A 16307-nucleotide genomic window follows, 5' to 3' on the forward strand; every position below is an offset into this window, starting at 1 on the left:
CACAGTGGCTGCAGTCAACAGCTTCGGCTCGAAGGACACGCTCTCGGTTGGGGGTGTCGACTACGCGTTCCACCGGATCGACACGGTGCCGGGGCACGAGAAGCTCCCGTACAGCCTGAAGGTGCTGCTCGAGAACCTGCTCCGCACCGAGGACGGCGCGAACGTCACCGAGGAGCAGATCCGCGCGCTCGGCTCCTGGAAGCCCGAGGCCGAGCCGGACACCGAGATCCAGTTCTCGCCGGCCCGCGTGGTCATGCAGGACTTCACGGGCGTCCCGTGCATCGTCGACCTCGCCACCATGCGCGAGGCGATGGCGCAGATCGGCGGCGACCCGAACAAGATCAACCCGCTCTCGCCGGCCGAGATGGTCATCGACCACTCCGTCGTCGCCGACCTGTTCGGCCGCGAGGACGCCCTCCAGCGCAACACCGACCTCGAGTACGAGCGCAACGGGGAGCGCTACCAGTTCCTCCGCTGGGGCCAGACCGCGTTCGAGGACTTCAAGGTCGTCCCGCCGGGCACCGGCATCGTGCACCAGGTCAACATCGAGTACCTGGCGAAGGTCACGTACACCCGCGAGTTCGACGGTGAGCTCTACGCGTACCCGGACACCCTCGTCGGCACCGACTCGCACACCACCATGGTGAACGGCCTCGGCGTGCTCGGGTGGGGCGTCGGCGGCATCGAGGCCGAGGCAGCGATGCTCGGCCAGCCCGTGTCGATGCTCATCCCGAAGGTCGTCGGCTTCAAGCTGTCCGGTTCGATCCCCGCCGGCGTCACCGCGACGGACGTGGTGCTGACCATCACCCAGGAGCTCCGCAAGCACGGCGTCGTGGGCAAGTTCGTCGAGTTCTACGGCGAGGGCGTCTCCGAAGTCCCGCTCGCGAACCGCGCGACCATCGGCAACATGTCGCCGGAGTTCGGCTCCACCGCCGCGATCTTCCCCGTCGACTCCGTCACGCTCGACTACCTGCGCCTGACCGGCCGGTCCGAGGACCAGATCGCCCTGGTCGAGGCGTACTCCAAGGCCCAGGGCCTGTGGCACGACCCGTCGGTGGAGCCCGCGTACTCCGAGTACATGGAGCTCGACCTCTCGACGGTCGTGCCGTCGATCTCCGGCCCGAAGCGCCCGCAGGACCGCATCGAGCTGTCGAAGGCCAAGGACCAGTTCGAGGTCGACCTCGCCAACTACGCGAGCATCGACCACACGCACGAGGACAAGGCCGTGGCGGACACCTTCCCGGCGTCCGACCCGGTCGCCGCCGCGCCCGGTGACGAGCACGCCGTCGACGACCTGCAGGACGCCCCCGCGTCCGAGGTCCCCGTGCACGCCTCGAGCGCGCCCGGCACGGTGTCGAAGCCGACGTCGGTCTCCGTGGCCGACGGCGACACGTTCACGATCGACCACGGTGCCGTCGCGATCGCCGCGATCACCTCGTGCACGAACACGTCGAACCCGTCGGTGATGATGGCCGCCGGCATCCTCGCGCGGAACGCCGCGAAGAAGGGCCTCAAGGCCAAGCCGTGGGTGAAGACCACCCTCGCGCCGGGCTCGAAGGTCGTCACCGACTACTACGAGAAGGCCGGGCTCACCAGCTACCTCGAGGACCTCGGCTTCTACACGGTCGGCTACGGCTGCACCACCTGCATCGGCAACTCGGGCCCGCTGCCCGAGGAGATCTCGCAGGCCGTGCAGGACAACGACCTCGCCGTCACCGCGGTGCTCTCGGGCAACCGCAACTTCGAGGGCCGCATCAACCCCGACGTGAAGATGAACTACCTGGCCTCGCCGCCGCTGGTCATCGCGTACGCCCTGGCCGGGTCGATGCACTTCGACTTCGACAAGGACGCCCTCGGCACCGACCAGGACGGCAACGACGTCTACCTGCAGGACATCTGGCCCGACGCGGCCGAGGTGCAGGACGTGATCGACACGTCGATCGACACCGAGATGTTCACCCACGAGTACGGCTCCGTGTTCGAGGGCGACGACCGCTGGAAGAACCTGCCGACCCCGACGGGCGACACGTTCGAGTGGGACACCGAGTCGACCTACGTCCGGAAGCCCCCGTACTTCGAGGGCATGACGATGCAGCCCGACGCGGTCTCCGACATCTCCGGTGCCCGCGTGCTCGCGAAGCTCGGTGACTCGGTCACGACCGACCACATCTCGCCCGCCGGTTCGATCAAGGCCGACAGCCCGGCCGGTCGGTACCTCGACGAGCACGGCGTCGACCGCAAGGACTTCAACTCCTACGGCTCGCGTCGCGGCAACCATGAGGTGATGATCCGCGGCACGTTCGCGAACATCCGCCTGCGGAACCAGCTGCTGGACGGCGTCGAGGGCGGCTACACCCGCGACTTCACGACGCCCGACGGCGAGCAGTCGTTCATCTACGACGCCTCGCAGCACTACCAGGAGCAGGGCATCCCGCTCGTCATCTTCGGTGGCAAGGAGTACGGTTCCGGTTCGTCGCGCGACTGGGCGGCGAAGGGCACGAACCTGCTCGGCGTCAAGGCGGTCATCACCGAGAGCTTCGAGCGCATCCACCGCTCGAACCTCATCGGCATGGGTGTCGTCCCGCTGCAGTTCCCGGCGGGTGAGACGGTCGAGTCGCTCGGTCTCGACGGCACCGAGGTCGTCTCGATCTCGGGGCTCACCGAGCTGAACGAGGGCCGCACGCCGAAGACCGTGCACGTCACCGCGGAGCCGAGCGAGCACTCGCCGGCCGGCAAGCAGACGGTCGAGTTCGACGCGGTCGTCCGCATCGACACCCCCGGTGAGGCGGACTACTACCGCAACGGCGGCATCCTGCAGTACGTGCTCCGTTCGCTCGTCTGATCCCTTCCACGAAACGCAACCGAGGCGGTTCCGCGCAGCGTCACAGCGCTGTGCGGCACCGCCTTCGTTGCGTTCTGCGGAGTGCGACCGGACGGACGGGAGGCGCGTGGCGGGGCCGCCACGCGCCTCCCGTCCGTGTCCCGGTCGCGCGGATAGTGTGGGGACCTGCCACACGAAAGGAGCGCCCGTGAGCCTGCTGAGCAGCATCACGTCGCCGCGCGACCTCAGGCGTCTGTCCGACGCACAGATGACGGAGCTCGCCGCCGAGATCCGACGGTTCCTCGTCGCCGAGGTCGCGAAGACCGGCGGGCACCTCGGACCGAACCTCGGGGTCGTCGAGCTGACGCTCGCGATGCACCGCGTGTTCGACTCGCCGCACGACCCGTTCGTCTTCGACACGGGGCACCAGTCCTACGTGCACAAGCTCGTCACCGGGCGGCAGGACTTCTCGAAGCTGCGCGAGCGCGGCGGGCTGGCCGGCTACCCGCAGCGGAGCGAGTCGGAGCACGACATCGTCGAGTCCTCGCACGCGTCCTCGTCGCTGTCCTGGGCCGACGGGATCTCCCGCGCCTTCCGGCAGACCGGGCAGGACGACCGCACCGTCGTGGCGGTCGTCGGCGACGGCGCCCTCACCGGCGGGATGACGTGGGAGGCGCTCAACAACATCTCGGACAGCAACGACCGCCGCCTGGTGATCGTGGTCAACGACAACGGTCGGTCCTACGCGCCGACGATCGGGGGCATGGCGCGCTTCCTCAGCTCGGTGCGCACCCGCCGTGAGTACCGGGCGCTGTTCGAGAAGTCGCAGGCCGTCGCCTCGCGGTTCGGTGCGCCGGGTCGTGCGTTCTACCGGGGGGTCCGTGGCGGACTCCACGGGTTCCTGGCGCGGTTCACCAACAACGAGGCGCTCTACTCGAACCTCGACATCAAGTACGTCGGGCCGGTCAATGGTCACGACCAGCGGGCCGTCGAGGCGGCGCTCCGGCAGGCGAAGGCCTACGGCGCGCCGACCATCGTGCACGCGATCACGGAGAAGGGCCACGGCTTCGAGCCGGCGCTCCGCGACCAGGCGGACCAGTTCCACGCCGTCGGGCACATCGACCCCGAGACGGGGGAGTCGCTCGACGTGTCGTCCGGGCCCTCGTGGACGTCGGTGTTCGCCTCGGAGCTGGCGTCGGTCGGTGCGGCCGACGAGCGGATCGTGGCGATCACCGCGGCCATGCTGCGGCCGACCGGGCTCCACCGCTTCCAGGAGCAGCACCCCGACCGGGTGATCGACGTCGGCATCGCGGAGCAGCACGCCGTGACGACCGCGGCGGGGCTCGCCTACGGCGGGCTGCACCCCGTCGTGGCGCTCTACGCGACCTTCCTCAACCGGGCGTTCGACCAGGTGCTCATGGACGTGGCGCTCCATCGTGCCGGCGTGACGTTCGTCCTCGACCGCGCGGGCATCACCGGGCCGGACGGGCCGTCGCACCACGGGATGTGGGACCTCGCGCTGCTGCAGGTCGTCCCCGGGATCCGCATCGCCGCACCGCGCGATGCCGCGACGCTGCGCGAGGAGTTCCGCGAGGCCGTCGCCGTGGACGACGCCCCGACGGTGCTGCGCTGGTCGAAGGGATCCGTCGGACCGGACGTCCCGGCGCTCCGTCGGCTGCACGACGGCGTGGACGTCCTGCGGGACCCGTCCGAGGGGCAGGAACCCGACGTCCTGTTCGTCGCCGTCGGCTCGATGGTGCCGGTCGCCCTCGAAGCCGCCGGGCTGCTCGAATCGCAGGGCATCGGCGTCACGGTCGTCGACCCCCGGTGGGTCGTGCCGATCCCGACCTCGCTCATCGACCTCTCGCGCGACCACCGGCTCGTCATCACGATCGAGGACGGCGTCCGCGTCGGTGGAGTCGGGACCCGGTTGCGGCAGGACCTGCGTGCCGCGGGGGTCGACACCGGGGTGAACGAGCTCGGGCTGCCGGACGAGTTCATCGACCACGCCTCGCGGTCGCAGATCCTGTCGGACGTGGGGCTCACGGCGCAGGCGATCGCGCGGGACGTCATCGACCAGGTGGTCGGCACGAAGCTGCCCCAGGCGAAGCCGGCGCGGACGCGGGAGTCGGCCGACCACTGAGGCTCGTGCGGCGCCGGTCGGCGCGGCACCGGCGCGAGTCGCGGCACCGTTCGGCGTGCCGGCGCGTGGTTCGGTGTGCCGGCCTGCCGGCGCGTGGTTCGGCGTGCCGCAGCACGACCGGAAGCACCTCGCGCCACGGGTTCCCGTGGCGCGAGGTGCTTCCGGTCGTGCGGAGTGGCCGAGCCGGCGGCTAGCGCGAGGCGGGGCCGACGATCGCCGGGGTGTGGAACGTGCTGCCGAAGACGCGCTCCGAGGCGCCGGAGCGGTCGAGGTAGGGGCTGATGCCACCGGCCTGGAACGGGTAGCCCGCGCCGAGGATCAGACCGAGGTCGATCTCCTCGACGTGCTCGACGACGTGGTCCTCGAGCATGCGGTGCACCTCGTCGGCCAGGGCGTCCTCGAACCGCTGCTGCATCGTCGCCGCGTCGATCGGCTTCGCGTCCTTCTTCGACGGTGCGACGAGCTTCACGGCGGCGGGGTCGTACCCGGTGACGGTGCCCTTCTTGTCGCGGGTCAGGATCGTGCCGTGCTCCGCGATCCGCTTCAGGCCGTCACCGGGGTAGAAGCGCTCCGGCCATGCCGCGTGGTGCGAGTCGAGCACGTGCGCACCGACGGGCAGGCCGACGAGCTCGAGCAGCTCGAACGGCGACATCGGCAGGCCGAGGGGCGCAGCACCCTCGGCGACGGTCTCGAAGGGCGTGCCCTCCTCGACGCCGCGCATCGCCTCGCCGAGCACCCGAGCGAGCACGCGGTTGACGACGAAGCCCGGCTGGTCGGCGGTGATGATCGCGGTCTTCTTCAGGGTCTTCGCGACCGCGAGTGCGGTGACGAGCGCTTCGTCCGAGGTCTCGTCGGCCCGCACCACCTCGAGCAGCGGCATCACGGCCACCGGGTTGAAGAAGTGGAAGCCGACGAGGCGCTCCGGGTGCTCGAGCACCGACGCCATCTCGTCCACCGACAACGACGAGGTGTTCGTCGCCAGGATCGCGTCGGGCGCGATGACCTGCTCGATCTTCCGGAAGACGTCCTGCTTGACCGACATCTCCTCGAAGACGGCCTCGATCACCCAGTCGGCGTCGGCGAACGCGTCGTACGACACCGACCCGCTGACGAGCGCCGTGATGCGGTTCGCGTCGTCGGGGGAGATGCGGCCCTTCTCGCGGAGCTTCTCGACCTCACCGGCGATGCGCGCGACCCCGGCGTCCACACGGGCCTGGTCGACGTCGGTGATGACGACCGGGACGCCGAGACGGCGGGCGAACAGCAGCGCGAACTGCGACGCCATCAGCCCGGCGCCGAGGACGCCGACCTTCGTGATCTTCTTCGCCTCGACGCCCTCGGGAGCGCCGACGGGCTTCTTCGCGCGCTTCTGCACGAGGTCGAACGCGTACATCGACGCGGCGAACTGGTCCCCGGCGAGCAGGTCGGCGAGGGCGTCGTCCTCGTCGGCGAAGCGGTCGTCGAGCGAGCCCGACTTCGCTGCGGCGACGAGGTCGAGCGCACGGAAGGGCGACTTCGGGACGGTGCCGATCTTCGAGGCCACCTGCTGTCGCGCCACCTTGACCACGGTGCCCCAGGCGGCCTTCTCGAGCATGCCGGGCTCGTTCGCGCGCTTGACCTTCGTTCGGCCGCTGACGACCCCGTCGGCCCACGCGACCGCGGACGGCAGGAAGGTCACGGAGGGGATGAGCGCGTCGCCGATGCCGAGCTCGACGGCGGCCTTGCCGTCCATGAGCCGGTTGTTCTTGAGCGGGTTCTCCACGATGACGCGGAGCGCCTTCTCGGGACCGATCAGGCGGGGGAGCAGCGTGGCGCCACCCCAGCCGGGGATGATGCCGAGGAAGACCTCGGGCAGCCCGATGCCCTGCGCCGCCGAGGAGAACACGCGGTAGGTGCAGTGCAGGGCGATCTCGAGCCCACCACCGAGCGCGATGCCGTTCACGAACGCGAACGACGGCACACCGAGGTCGGAGAGCTTGCGGAGCGTCGCGTGCCCGAGGGCGCCGAGCTCGTGGGCGACCTCGCGCGAGGGGAGCGCTGCCGCCTGCGACAGGTCGGCGCCGGCGGCGAAGCAGTACTCCTTGCCGGTGATCGCGACCGCCTGGATGCTCCCGGCGGAGGCCGCTGCGCGCAGCGTGTCGAGCACGTCGGACAGCTCGCGCATGGTGCGCGGACCGAGCGTCGACGGGCGCTTGTAGTCCTTGCCGTTGTCGAGCGTGACGAGGGCGAGCGTGCCGCCGGACGGCAGCGGCACGTGCTTGACGTACGAGTGGGTGACGACCTCGTCGGCGCTGAGCTCGGTCAGCTGGTCGATCGGGGTGGTGGTCATCGTCAGGCCGCCTTCCGTGCCGCGCTCTTGCTGAAGTTCGGGTTCTCCCAGATGACGGTGCCGCCCTGGCCGAGGCCGATGCACATCGTCGTGATGCCGTACCGGACGTCCGGTCGCTCGGCGAACTGGGCCGCGAGCTGGTTCATGAGCCGGACGCCGCTCGACGCGAGCGGGTGCCCGACGGCGATCGCGCCGCCCCAGGCGTTGACGTTCGCGGAGTCCTGGGCGATGCCGTAGTTGTCGAGGAAGGCGAGCACCTGGACGGCGAACGCCTCGTTGATCTCGAAGAGCCCGATGTCGTCGATCGTCAGCCCTGCCTTGCGGAGCGCCTTGTCGGTCGCGGGGACGGGCCCGACGCCCATCACCTCCGGCTCGACGCCCGCGAAGGCGAACGAGACCATGCGCATCTTCGTCGGCAGGCCGTGCTGCTTCGCGCCGTCCTCGGAGGCGAGGAGGCTCATGGTGGCGCCGTCGTTGAGACCGGCCGCGTTGCCGGCGGTGACCCGTCCGTGGGGCCGGAACGGTGTGCGCAGCGCAGCCAGGGCCTCCAGGGTGGTGCCGGGACGCGGCGGCTCGTCCGCCGTGACGATGTCCCAGCCCTCGCCGGTGTTCACCTCGACCGGGACCACGTCGGGCTGCAGCTTGCCGGCCGCCCACGCGGCGGCGTAGCGCTGCTGCGACTGGACCGCGAAGGCGTCCGTGCGGTCCTTCGTGATGGCGGGGAAGCGGTCGTGCAGTCGCTCGGCGGTGCTGCCCATGACCAGCGCGTCGGTCGCGACCATGCGCTCCGCGACGAAGCGCGGGTTCACGTCGGCGCCGAAGCCCATCGGGTGGCGGCCCATGTGCTCGACGCCGCCCGCGATGGCGACGTCGGCGGCGCCGAAGGCGATCGCGCCGGCGAGCGTGGTGACGCTCGTCATCGCACCGGCGCACATGCGGTCGATGGCGTAGCCCGGGACCGACTTCGGCAGCCCGGCGAGCATGCCGACCGTGCGGCCGAGGGTCAGGCCCTGGTCGCCCTGCTGGGTGGTGGCGGCCACGGCGACGTCGTCGACCGCCGCGCCGTCGAGCTGGCTGTTCCGGTCGAGCAGACCGCGCATCGCGTGGACCGCGAGGTCGTCGGCGCGGGTCTTCCAGAACACCCCCTTCTCACCGGCTCGTCCGAACGGTGTGCGCACACCGTCCACGAACACGACGTCTGCTGCTCTGGCCAATCCGGGCCTCCAGATCCTCTTCGATCGAGTCGGGGCACGTTCCGCCCCGACCGGCCGGGCCGAGCCCGGCGACGGTACCGACGCTATGCCCGCCGCCTGGGCGAGCGCATGCCGGTTGGGGTGTTCCTACGAGCCGGTGTTGCTCTCGGCAGCAGGCTGCTGTGCGGCGTCGACAAAGGCGTGCGCGATGATCGACGCCGTCTCCTCGACCTGCCACGGGCGGGCGTCGTGCCCGGCAAGGGCGGCTCCGACGGTCTCGGTCGCGATCGGTGTCGGCGGTTCCCAGGACACCACCCGGAGGGTCTCCGGGGTGAGCAGGTTCTCGACGGGGACGTCGAGCTCCTCGGCACGCGCGACGACGGCGGCGCGAGCGGCCTTGTAGCGGCGGTCGGCCTCGGGGTTGCGGTCCGCCCACGCGCGGGGCGGCGGGAGCGTGGCCTCGCCGGTGCCGCGGAGCTTCGGCAGGTCCTCGGTCGTGCGCCCCTCCTCGACGGCGGCCCACCAGCGGTCGAGTTCCGACCGGCTCGCTCGGCCGGTGAAGGCCTTCACGGCACTCAGCTCGGCCTTCGAGGTCGGGTTCGCCGCCGCTGCGGCGACGATGGCCGAGTCGGGCACGATGCGACCCGGGGCGGTGTCGACCTGGCGGGCGTAGGCGTCGCGTGCGGTCCAGAGCGACCGGGCGATCGCGAGGGCCCGGGCGCCGCGGAGCGCGTGCATGCCGGACAGGCGACGCCACGGCTCGGCCTTCGGGGGCTTCGGGGCGCGGGTCAGGACGGCGGCGAACTCCTCGGCGGCGATCCGCGACTTGCCGGCGGCGTCGAGCACCGCGGCGAGGGCGTCGCGCAGGTCGGGGAGCAGCTCGACGTCGAGCGCGGCGTAGACGAGCCAGGCCTGGGGGAGCGGACGCGTCGACCAGTCGGCGGCGGAGTGGGCCTTGGCGAGCGTGATGCCGAGGAGCTGCTCGACCACCGCGCCGAGACCGACACGGGGGAACCCGGCGATGCGGGCACCGAGCTCGGTGTCGAAGATGCGGGTCGGGACGAGGCCGACCTCCTGCAGGCAGGGCAGGTCCTGCGAGGCGGCGTGGAACAGCCACTCCTCGTCGACGATCGCGGCCTGCAGTTCCGCGAAGTCACCGATCGCGATCGGGTCGAACAGGAAGGCGCCCGCACCGCGGCGGAAGACCTGGATGAGGTAGGCGCGCTGCGAGTACCGGTAGCCGCTCGCACGCTCCGCGTCGACCGCGACCGGGCCGTGTCCGGCGGCGATCGCGTCGACCGCCTGCAGGTACTCGTCGCGGTCCTCGATCACGCGCACGGTGGCGTGCGCGTCCTCGAACGCGGGGTCGGCCGAGGCGCCCGACACGGCGTCGCGGGCCTGGCTGGCGGGGTCGGTCACTTCGTGGTCCTCCTCGGAGCCAGCAGGGTCACGCCGTCGGACGCCGGAGGGAGCCCCGCGAGCATCGCGACGATCTCCTCCCAGGCCTCGACGTGCGCGGTCAGGTCCTCGTCGCGGGGCGTCCACGAGGCCCGGAGCTCGAGCTGTGCGCCGTCGCCCTGGGCCGCGAGGTCGCCGTAGCCGCGCGAGATGATCTTGGTCGCCGTGCCCGACGCCCGGTCGTACGTCGCACCGTGGGCAGCGAGCGCGTCGACGAGCCAGCTCCACGTCACGTCGGCGACGAACTCGTCGACGCCGATCTCCGGTTCGAGCGGTGCCTGGGCGAAGGTCACGACGCGGAACGCGCCGCCCCAGCCCTCCGGTTCTGCAGGGTCGTACAGGGCGATGAACCGGCCGGTCCCGAGGTGGGAGTCGATGCCGTGCACGGCGCCCGACACGTCCGCCGCGAGGGCGATCGAGTGCGGTGCGATGCGTGACGGCGAGGGGATCTCGGTGACGGTCGTCTCGGTGCGGGTCCGGCCCGGTGCGACGAACGCGCGCAGGCGTTCGAAGGCCTCGGGCTCTCGGGATTCGGACACGCTTGCAGACTAGGCTCCGGACCATGTCCCGATCAGCGCGACCCGCCGAGGACGTGGCCCAGGAGACCGCACGATCGGCCGGGGTCGTCGCGCTCGGCGCGGGCATCGCGGCCGCTGCGGTCACCACCGCGGTCATCGGCGGCTTCGTCGCCGCCGTCGCCCGGGCGGTCGTCACGCCCGACCGGAAGCGCGTCGAGCGTGTCCCGATCCACGCGGTCGACACCGGTCGGATGACCGTGACGCTCGAACGGACCGCCGACACCGAGCTGCAGGGGCGCTACAGCCTGTGGTTCGGCGGCGGTACCGGGCACATGCGCGTCGGCGAGGTGCTCGGCACGACCGACACCACGGTCACGCGTCGCATCATCGCGATCGACGCCGGCGACCCGACCGCGGCTCGGCGCGGGCGCTGGGGCGGGTGGTTCTACCTCACGCCAGGCGAGCTCGACGTGCCCGTCGAGGACGTCGACATCCCGACACCGAACGGCGCCGCACCGGCGTGGGTCGTCCGCGCCGACGACCCCGACGCGCCCTGGGCCGTGCTCGTGCACGGTCGCGGGGTCACCCGCGCCGAGACGATCCGCGCCGTCCCGGTCTTCCGCGCCGCCGGCTACTCGGTCGTCCTCGCGTCGTGGCGGAACGACGGCGTCGCCCCGCGCAGCGAGGACGGACGCTACGGCCTCGGCAGCACCGAGTGGGAGGACGTCGACGGCGTGCTCCGCTGGCTCACCGCGCAGCAGGCCCGGAGCGTCGTGCTCATGGGGTGGTCGATGGGCGGCGCGGTCGTCCTGCAGACCCTCGTGCGGTCGCGCTTCGCCGGGCTCGTCGACGGGATCGTGCTCGAGTCGCCGGTCGTCGACTGGCACGCGGTGCTCGAGTCGCAGAGCCGGGTCCTCAAGCTGCCGCGCCCGGTGCGCAAGGTCGCCCAACGCATCCTCCGCACGCCCGTGCTGCACCACGTCGCCGGGCTGCACCACCCGGTGGACCTCCGGGAACTCGACATGGTCGCCCGAGCCGACGAGCTCGACGTGCCGATCCTCATCCTGCACAGCGACGATGACGGGTTCGTGCCGTCGTCGGCGTCGCACGAGCTGGCGCGGGTGCGGCCGGACATCGTCCGGCTCGAGGTGCAGACGACGGCGCGGCACACGAAGCTCTGGAACCACGACGCGGACTGGTTCGACGCGCGGATCCTCGCGTGGCTCACCGAGGTGGTGCAGCCGACGGACGCGACCAGCGCGCGGTAGACGCGAACGATGGTCGGACGGGAGGCACGGTGCCAGCTGGCACCGTGCCTCCAGGCCGTCCTGGGTCAGGGTCGGTCGTCGTCCTGGTCGTGCCGCAGACGTCGCGCGATCGTCGTCGCGAGGACCGCGGTGCGGTCCGGTGTGAACGCGACGGTCGCGACCACTCCGGGAGCGTCGAGAGCGCAGAAGGGGAGGTCGTCAGCGTCGAAGCGTGCCACTGCGGCGACGAAGGACTCGAGGTCGAGGACCGTGAACCCCCGCTCGGCGGCCAGACCGTACTTGGTCGCGAACGTCTCCGCGGCCGCTCGAGCGCCCTGCTCGAAGAGTCTGACGCGGTCGTCGGGCGCGAGGAGTCGGACGAGTTCGAGGGCCCGGTCCGCGCCGGGTGCCGCGGTCGCGGCGAGCAGCGTCGCGAGTTCAGCGGCGCTGATGGTCTCGACCCCGGCGGTACGGTCGGTGACCGTAGCGGACAGGAACGCGCCGTCCGACGCCCGGAGCAGGACCGTGAGGACCTCGTCGCCGAGGTCGACCTGCCGGACCAGCACCGGGTCGTGCCCGAGCTCGTCGAGGGGCGTCACGAGGGCATCGTCGCGGGGCGTCCCCGCTCGTCTGCTCCGGCGGAGTGCGCGGGCGATCGCGGCGGCAGGGGCGTCGTACCCGAGCACGTCCGCGTCGTCCGGCACGGCGTCCAGGATCTCGTGGGCTCGGGTGGGACGTCGAGGCGTCTGGGGAGGGTCAGGCGGAGCAGTGGCACGCTCGTGCCGGAGGTCGTCACGTCATGCCTCCACGAGGATGCGGGGAGCAGCCGGAGCGTGTCGGCTGTGGCCGTGCCGACTACCGGACACCGTGACCTCCGTCGCCCTCGTCCGCGGCGCGGATGAGCTGGTCCGGCCGGGGGAGTTCGGCCGGCATCTCCGTCGTGAACCACGGGAGCTCGAAGGAGTCGATCCGGCCGTCGAGCATCCACACGAGGACTTCACCCGCGAGCGGTGCCTCGTCCGTGCGGTAGGCCAGCGATCCCGGCAGACGACCGTCGGGCAAGTCGGCTCGGGGTGTCTCCGCGAGCACGACGTCCCAGATCCTCGGAGCTGTCTCCTGGACGGCTCGCACCGCCTCGGCCTGCTGTCGGAGTTCCGCCGCTCCCGGCGCGGGGAGCGTGTCGAGGAACGCGAGCAGGAGCGACTGGACGCGGTACGCGGCGAGGTCAGCGTCTCGAGTGCCGATCGAGGGTACCGCGACCTCCGGACCGAACAGTCGCTCGAACGCTTCCGAGACGCCGATGACCGAGGGATCCAGGACCACGGAGGCCTCGCCGCTGTGGAAGAAGTCGATGCGGAGGACCGCCCGGGCCGGGTCAGCCGCGGCGCCGAACGGGACGCCGAAGAACTCGCCGTCGATCAGCTGGTCGTTGTCACGGACGAGCGTCAGCATCTCGTCGTGTGAGAACCACAGGCCAGGTGGCGGTGCTGCTCTGAGACGACGGTCCCACTCGTGCACGTTCACCGTCGATCCCGAGCGCACGACGATGTCGAGATCGGTGACGAGCCACCGGAGCGGTGGGACGGTCAGCGATGTGAAGACGTCGTGGAACGCGGGGAGCAGGTGTTCGTCCGACGGCCGTGTCCGGAAGGACAGAAGGCCGCTTTCGGTCTCTGGGTGGTGAAGCCAGATGGCAGGGCCCCCGCCCGGCATGATGATGATCCTGGTCGGGGGCGTCTCCGGTCCGATGTAGTGCCACGACTCGAACTCGGGGTGCGGTCCGGCGGTCAGACGCGAGCCGTCGGAGAACGTCATCGACAGCGTCGAGCCCGTGGCGTGCGCCTCGGTGACCACGAGCGTGTGCAGGCGGAGAGCCGGCACCAGCCCCGACTTGTCGCCCTCCGGATCGATCATCGTTGCGGTGTCCGGTGACCCACCAAGGGAGAACGGACACTCGAGGATGACGGTGGCGCCGTTCGAGAGCAGGAGTCGGAGCGCGTAGTCGACCCAGATGGCGTCGATCGTCTCTCCGACGAGGAGCAGGGGGACGTCCTCGATGGCCAGTTCGCTCATCGTTCGCTCTTCCGCGGGCGGTCCGGATTCGTGCGTGCTCGCTCAGAAGGTTGAGCGGCCAGCTCGTGCATCCGCGCGTCCGCCTCAGTCTTGTAGATCTCACCCCAGGCGATGCTCGCAGGCGAGTCATGGGCAGGCTGGTCGACGTCAGGCAGACAGATCTGCACGAAGTGCGGGAAGGCGGGGAACGTCCAGAGGTCTTCGTCCTCGAACCGACTCCACAGCAACAACTCGCTGATGCCGAGCGGGTGACCGAGCTCCCGACCGTGGACGGGTGGATCGCAGCTGACCATCAGCGCATGACGACCGTTCGGGAGCTCGACCGGTCGTTCGACCTCGCACCGGAAGACGGACGAGAACCGCAGGCTGTCCATGGACGAGAGGAAGAACACTTCTTGCATGTCAGAACTCCGGTCTGATGCCGAGATACACGATCAATCGAACAGCTTCGCCGACGCTATCCCCGGTCGGTGCCGAACTTCTTCGAAAGCCGGAAGCCAGCGACGGATGCCGTGATGTGCCTGGATGGCTTTCTCCAAGATCAGCGGCGAGTCGATCGCGCGACGGGGAATCTCCTTCGACTCGGATTCTGTCGCATGCCGAACCTCGGAGCCGCTGAATTCGTGATCTTGACGCCATCGAGTTCGGCAGCCCCGTAGGTGAAGGCAGGCAGATACCGCTCAGAGTCGGCGGCAGCGTGTCCGATCATCTCCCACATTCCTGGTCGAAATCGGGAGTCGAAGATCAGCCGGGAAAACAGCGGTTCCGACCCCGTCAGATCGTCGAGTCTGAGCGACGGGTCCTCGTCAGTTCCGAAGATTCGGTCGAGGATGATGACGTAGAGAGCAGATATGTACTCGCTTACGACCTGGCCGGCCGAGCGGCGCTGGTCGTCGACGGGAATCGTGAACACGTCGCCGATGGACACGTCGGAGACGCTCCTCGCATTGTTCAACATCAAGCGACCGATGCTGTGGTGAGCCTCGAAAGCCCTCTCCAGTACCATTGGCGAGGCGATCGCGAGACGTTGACGCTGGCCCCGGTACAAGCCGAACTCAGTCCGGGAAGAGTTCCGACGATGATGGCATCGGCACCCAGCGCACCTTCTCGAGAGCGGGATTTCTGGGTGCCACACCGGCAGCCATCATCAGGAACTTCTCGATGAGCATGGGCGATCGCGTCGTTCTCGGAGGGATGGTAGCGGCTTCTTCGGCGGTCGCCGCGCGGGTCCTCGTCTCATCGAAGCTCGTAAGTCGGACGCCCCCGGTTTCTGGCAGCCCCCAGGTGGAAGCGGGCAGATACCGCCGATTGTCGGTCTGCGCCTGGGTGACCACTTCCCACATTCCCGGCCGGAATCGCGCGTCGTGGGTCCAACTGGCCACGATCGGCGGGTGCATCAGCGCGGCGAGCGCATCGGGGATCGCGACCGGATGCCGAACGAGGTGGTCGAAGACAACGACGAAGACCGCACCCTCGCCGACATGCAGAACTTGACCGACATAGGCGCGATCGTCGTCAATCTTCACACTGAAGACGTCGCTGACCCTGACCTCCAGGACGTCCTTCGAAGCACTCAATACGGATCCCCTCCTGCTGCTTGGTAGCGCGCCTCGCGCATCTGGTGTCGTTTGTTCTCGAGCAACCCATCAGGATTGCCCTTGTTGGTCGGACCGCCGAGACGCCCACGAGGCGTCGTGTCCGTTGTCCGTGAGCCAGTCCTGCACCGCCGTCACGAGGGACTGTGCGTGCAGCGTGCCCCAGCACGTGTTGCACCCCGACTCGTAGTCGGCCAGGGCGTTGCGGAACGACGACACCGCGCCGGACAGGGAGTCGTCGGCACCACGGGTGCTCGAGGCGAACGATCGGAGATCGGCCGGCACCGCCGACGACGTGCCCCCGCTGCCGCCACCGCCCGCCGGGATCGTGCGACTGCGGACCGAGACCGCATCGGCCTGGAGCTGGGGCTCCGGCTCGGGTTCCGGGGGCTTCGGGTCGTCCTCGGCGCCGAACCACGTCGACACCTCGTGCGCGGCACCGACGAAGAAGTTCTCCTCGCGCTCGCGCTTCCGAGCCTCCCACGCCTTGGCGTCGGCCCGTCGTCGGTCCTCCTGCTTCGCCGCCTCGCGCAGCTCGTCGACGAAGCCGACCAGGGACGACAGCGCGTCCGAGAGCTTGCTCGCGCTGCGGGAGGCGATGCCGGCGTTGTCGGCGAACACCTGCGAGAAGTACCCGCGGAACTCGCGTCCCGCGCTCGTCACCGCAGCGGCACGCGTCGCAGTCTGTCCGTTGATCGCGGACGCCAGGTTGCGCGCCGCGGTCTTCAGTGCGTCGGCGTCACCGTACGAGTACCCAGTCGGATCGTTGCCGTGGACCTTCGCCATGATGTCTCCCCCCGATGACTCCTCGATCTTGGCACGGCAGGAGGGCGGATGACCAGGAGGGGAAATATCGCGTACGGACAGAGTGACGAACGGGAGGCGCGGTGGCGGCCGGCCCCCCGCCACCCGGCCGGCGGGGGGTCGCGT

The 16307-nt window shown here is 70.3% G+C and carries 13 protein-coding genes; 3 read left to right on the top strand and 10 right to left on the bottom strand.

The features are described 5' to 3' along the window. Positions 1-4: 4 nt before the first annotated feature. Both M3666_RS08550 and dxs read left to right on the top strand, forming a co-directional pair. Entirely contained in the window at positions 5-2842 is a 2838-nt protein-coding gene (locus M3666_RS08550; RefSeq protein WP_066654071.1) for an aconitate hydratase, read from the top strand. A gap of 187 nt (positions 2843-3029) precedes the next feature. Beyond that, positions 3030-4964, top strand: coding sequence for a 1-deoxy-D-xylulose-5-phosphate synthase (gene dxs, locus M3666_RS08555; protein ID WP_251154994.1), 1935 nt, complete (start codon positions 3030-3032; stop codon positions 4962-4964). Positions 4965-5154: 190 nt separating this feature from the next. Here dxs and M3666_RS08560 read toward each other — a convergent pair whose 3' ends face one another. From M3666_RS08560 to M3666_RS08575, 4 genes are all read right to left on the bottom strand, one after another. After that, positions 5155-7293: a 3-hydroxyacyl-CoA dehydrogenase NAD-binding domain-containing protein gene (locus tag M3666_RS08560; RefSeq protein ID WP_251154995.1), complete on the bottom strand. Its 2139-nt coding sequence runs from the start codon at positions 7291-7293 to the stop codon at positions 5155-5157. Between the two features lie 2 nt (positions 7294-7295). After that, the gene (locus M3666_RS08565; RefSeq protein ID WP_081984825.1) at positions 7296-8507 is read right to left on the bottom strand and encodes a thiolase family protein; all 1212 of its coding nucleotides are present in this window, start codon (positions 8505-8507) and stop codon (positions 7296-7298) included. Positions 8508-8633: 126 nt separating this feature from the next. Next, positions 8634-9872, bottom strand: a complete 1239-nt coding sequence (locus tag M3666_RS08570) for an HRDC domain-containing protein (protein WP_374109574.1) — start codon at positions 9870-9872, stop codon at positions 8634-8636. A gap of 29 nt (positions 9873-9901) precedes the next feature. After that, positions 9902-10483 carry a DUF3000 domain-containing protein gene (locus M3666_RS08575; RefSeq protein ID WP_374109572.1) on the bottom strand — a complete coding sequence of 194 codons (582 nt, stop codon included), beginning with the start codon at positions 10481-10483 and terminating at the stop codon, positions 9902-9904. Between the two features lie 23 nt (positions 10484-10506). Between M3666_RS08575 and M3666_RS08580 the strand changes: the two genes are divergently transcribed. Further along, positions 10507-11730, top strand: coding sequence for a S9 family peptidase (locus M3666_RS08580; protein WP_209682824.1), 1224 nt, complete (start codon positions 10507-10509; stop codon positions 11728-11730). A gap of 65 nt (positions 11731-11795) precedes the next feature. Here the strand turns inward: M3666_RS08580 and M3666_RS08585 are convergent, their stop codons facing one another. The 6 genes from M3666_RS08585 to M3666_RS08610 form a co-directional block, all read right to left on the bottom strand. Beyond that, positions 11796-12413: a hypothetical protein gene (locus tag M3666_RS08585; RefSeq protein WP_209682820.1), complete on the bottom strand. Its 618-nt coding sequence runs from the start codon at positions 12411-12413 to the stop codon at positions 11796-11798. Positions 12414-12564: 151 nt separating this feature from the next. Then, a complete protein-coding gene (locus tag M3666_RS08590; protein ID WP_209682817.1) occupies positions 12565-13782 on the bottom strand; it encodes a DUF6188 family protein in 1218 nt (405 codons plus the stop codon). After that, a complete protein-coding gene (locus tag M3666_RS08595) occupies positions 13779-14183 on the bottom strand; it encodes a hypothetical protein (protein ID WP_251154996.1) in 405 nt (134 codons plus the stop codon). The genes M3666_RS08590 and M3666_RS08595 overlap by 4 nt, the downstream gene beginning before the upstream one ends. A gap of 140 nt (positions 14184-14323) precedes the next feature. Further along, complete coding sequence (locus M3666_RS08600; RefSeq protein ID WP_251154997.1) at positions 14324-14710, bottom strand: Imm26 family immunity protein; 387 nt, start codon at positions 14708-14710, stop codon at positions 14324-14326. Between the two features lie 127 nt (positions 14711-14837). Then, entirely contained in the window at positions 14838-15359 is a 522-nt protein-coding gene (locus M3666_RS08605) for a hypothetical protein (RefSeq protein ID WP_066654081.1), read from the bottom strand. A 69-nt stretch (positions 15360-15428) separates the two neighbouring features. Then, complete coding sequence (locus M3666_RS08610) at positions 15429-16163, bottom strand: hypothetical protein (RefSeq protein WP_251154998.1); 735 nt, start codon at positions 16161-16163, stop codon at positions 15429-15431. Between the last annotated feature and the right edge of the window lie 144 nt (positions 16164-16307).

This window comes from Curtobacterium sp. ODYSSEY 48 V2 (assembly GCF_023712625.1).
GTDB lineage: Bacteria > Actinomycetota > Actinomycetes > Actinomycetales > Microbacteriaceae > Curtobacterium.

Excerpts from the sequence above, each read along its gene's own strand:
- M3666_RS08595 (WP_251154996.1), bottom strand. The coding sequence starts at position 14,183 with ATGCAAGAAGTGTTCTTCCTCTCGTCCATGGACAGCCTGCGGTTCTCG.
- M3666_RS08590 (WP_209682817.1), bottom strand. The coding sequence starts at position 13,782 with ATGAGCGAACTGGCCATCGAGGACGTCCCCCTGCTCCTCGTCGGAGAG.
- M3666_RS08580 (WP_209682824.1), top strand. The coding sequence starts at position 10,507 with ATGTCCCGATCAGCGCGACCCGCCGAGGACGTGGCCCAGGAGACCGCA.
- M3666_RS08610 (WP_251154998.1), bottom strand. The coding sequence starts at position 16,163 with ATGGCGAAGGTCCACGGCAACGATCCGACTGGGTACTCGTACGGTGAC.
- M3666_RS08560 (WP_251154995.1), bottom strand. The coding sequence starts at position 7,293 with ATGACCACCACCCCGATCGACCAGCTGACCGAGCTCAGCGCCGACGAG.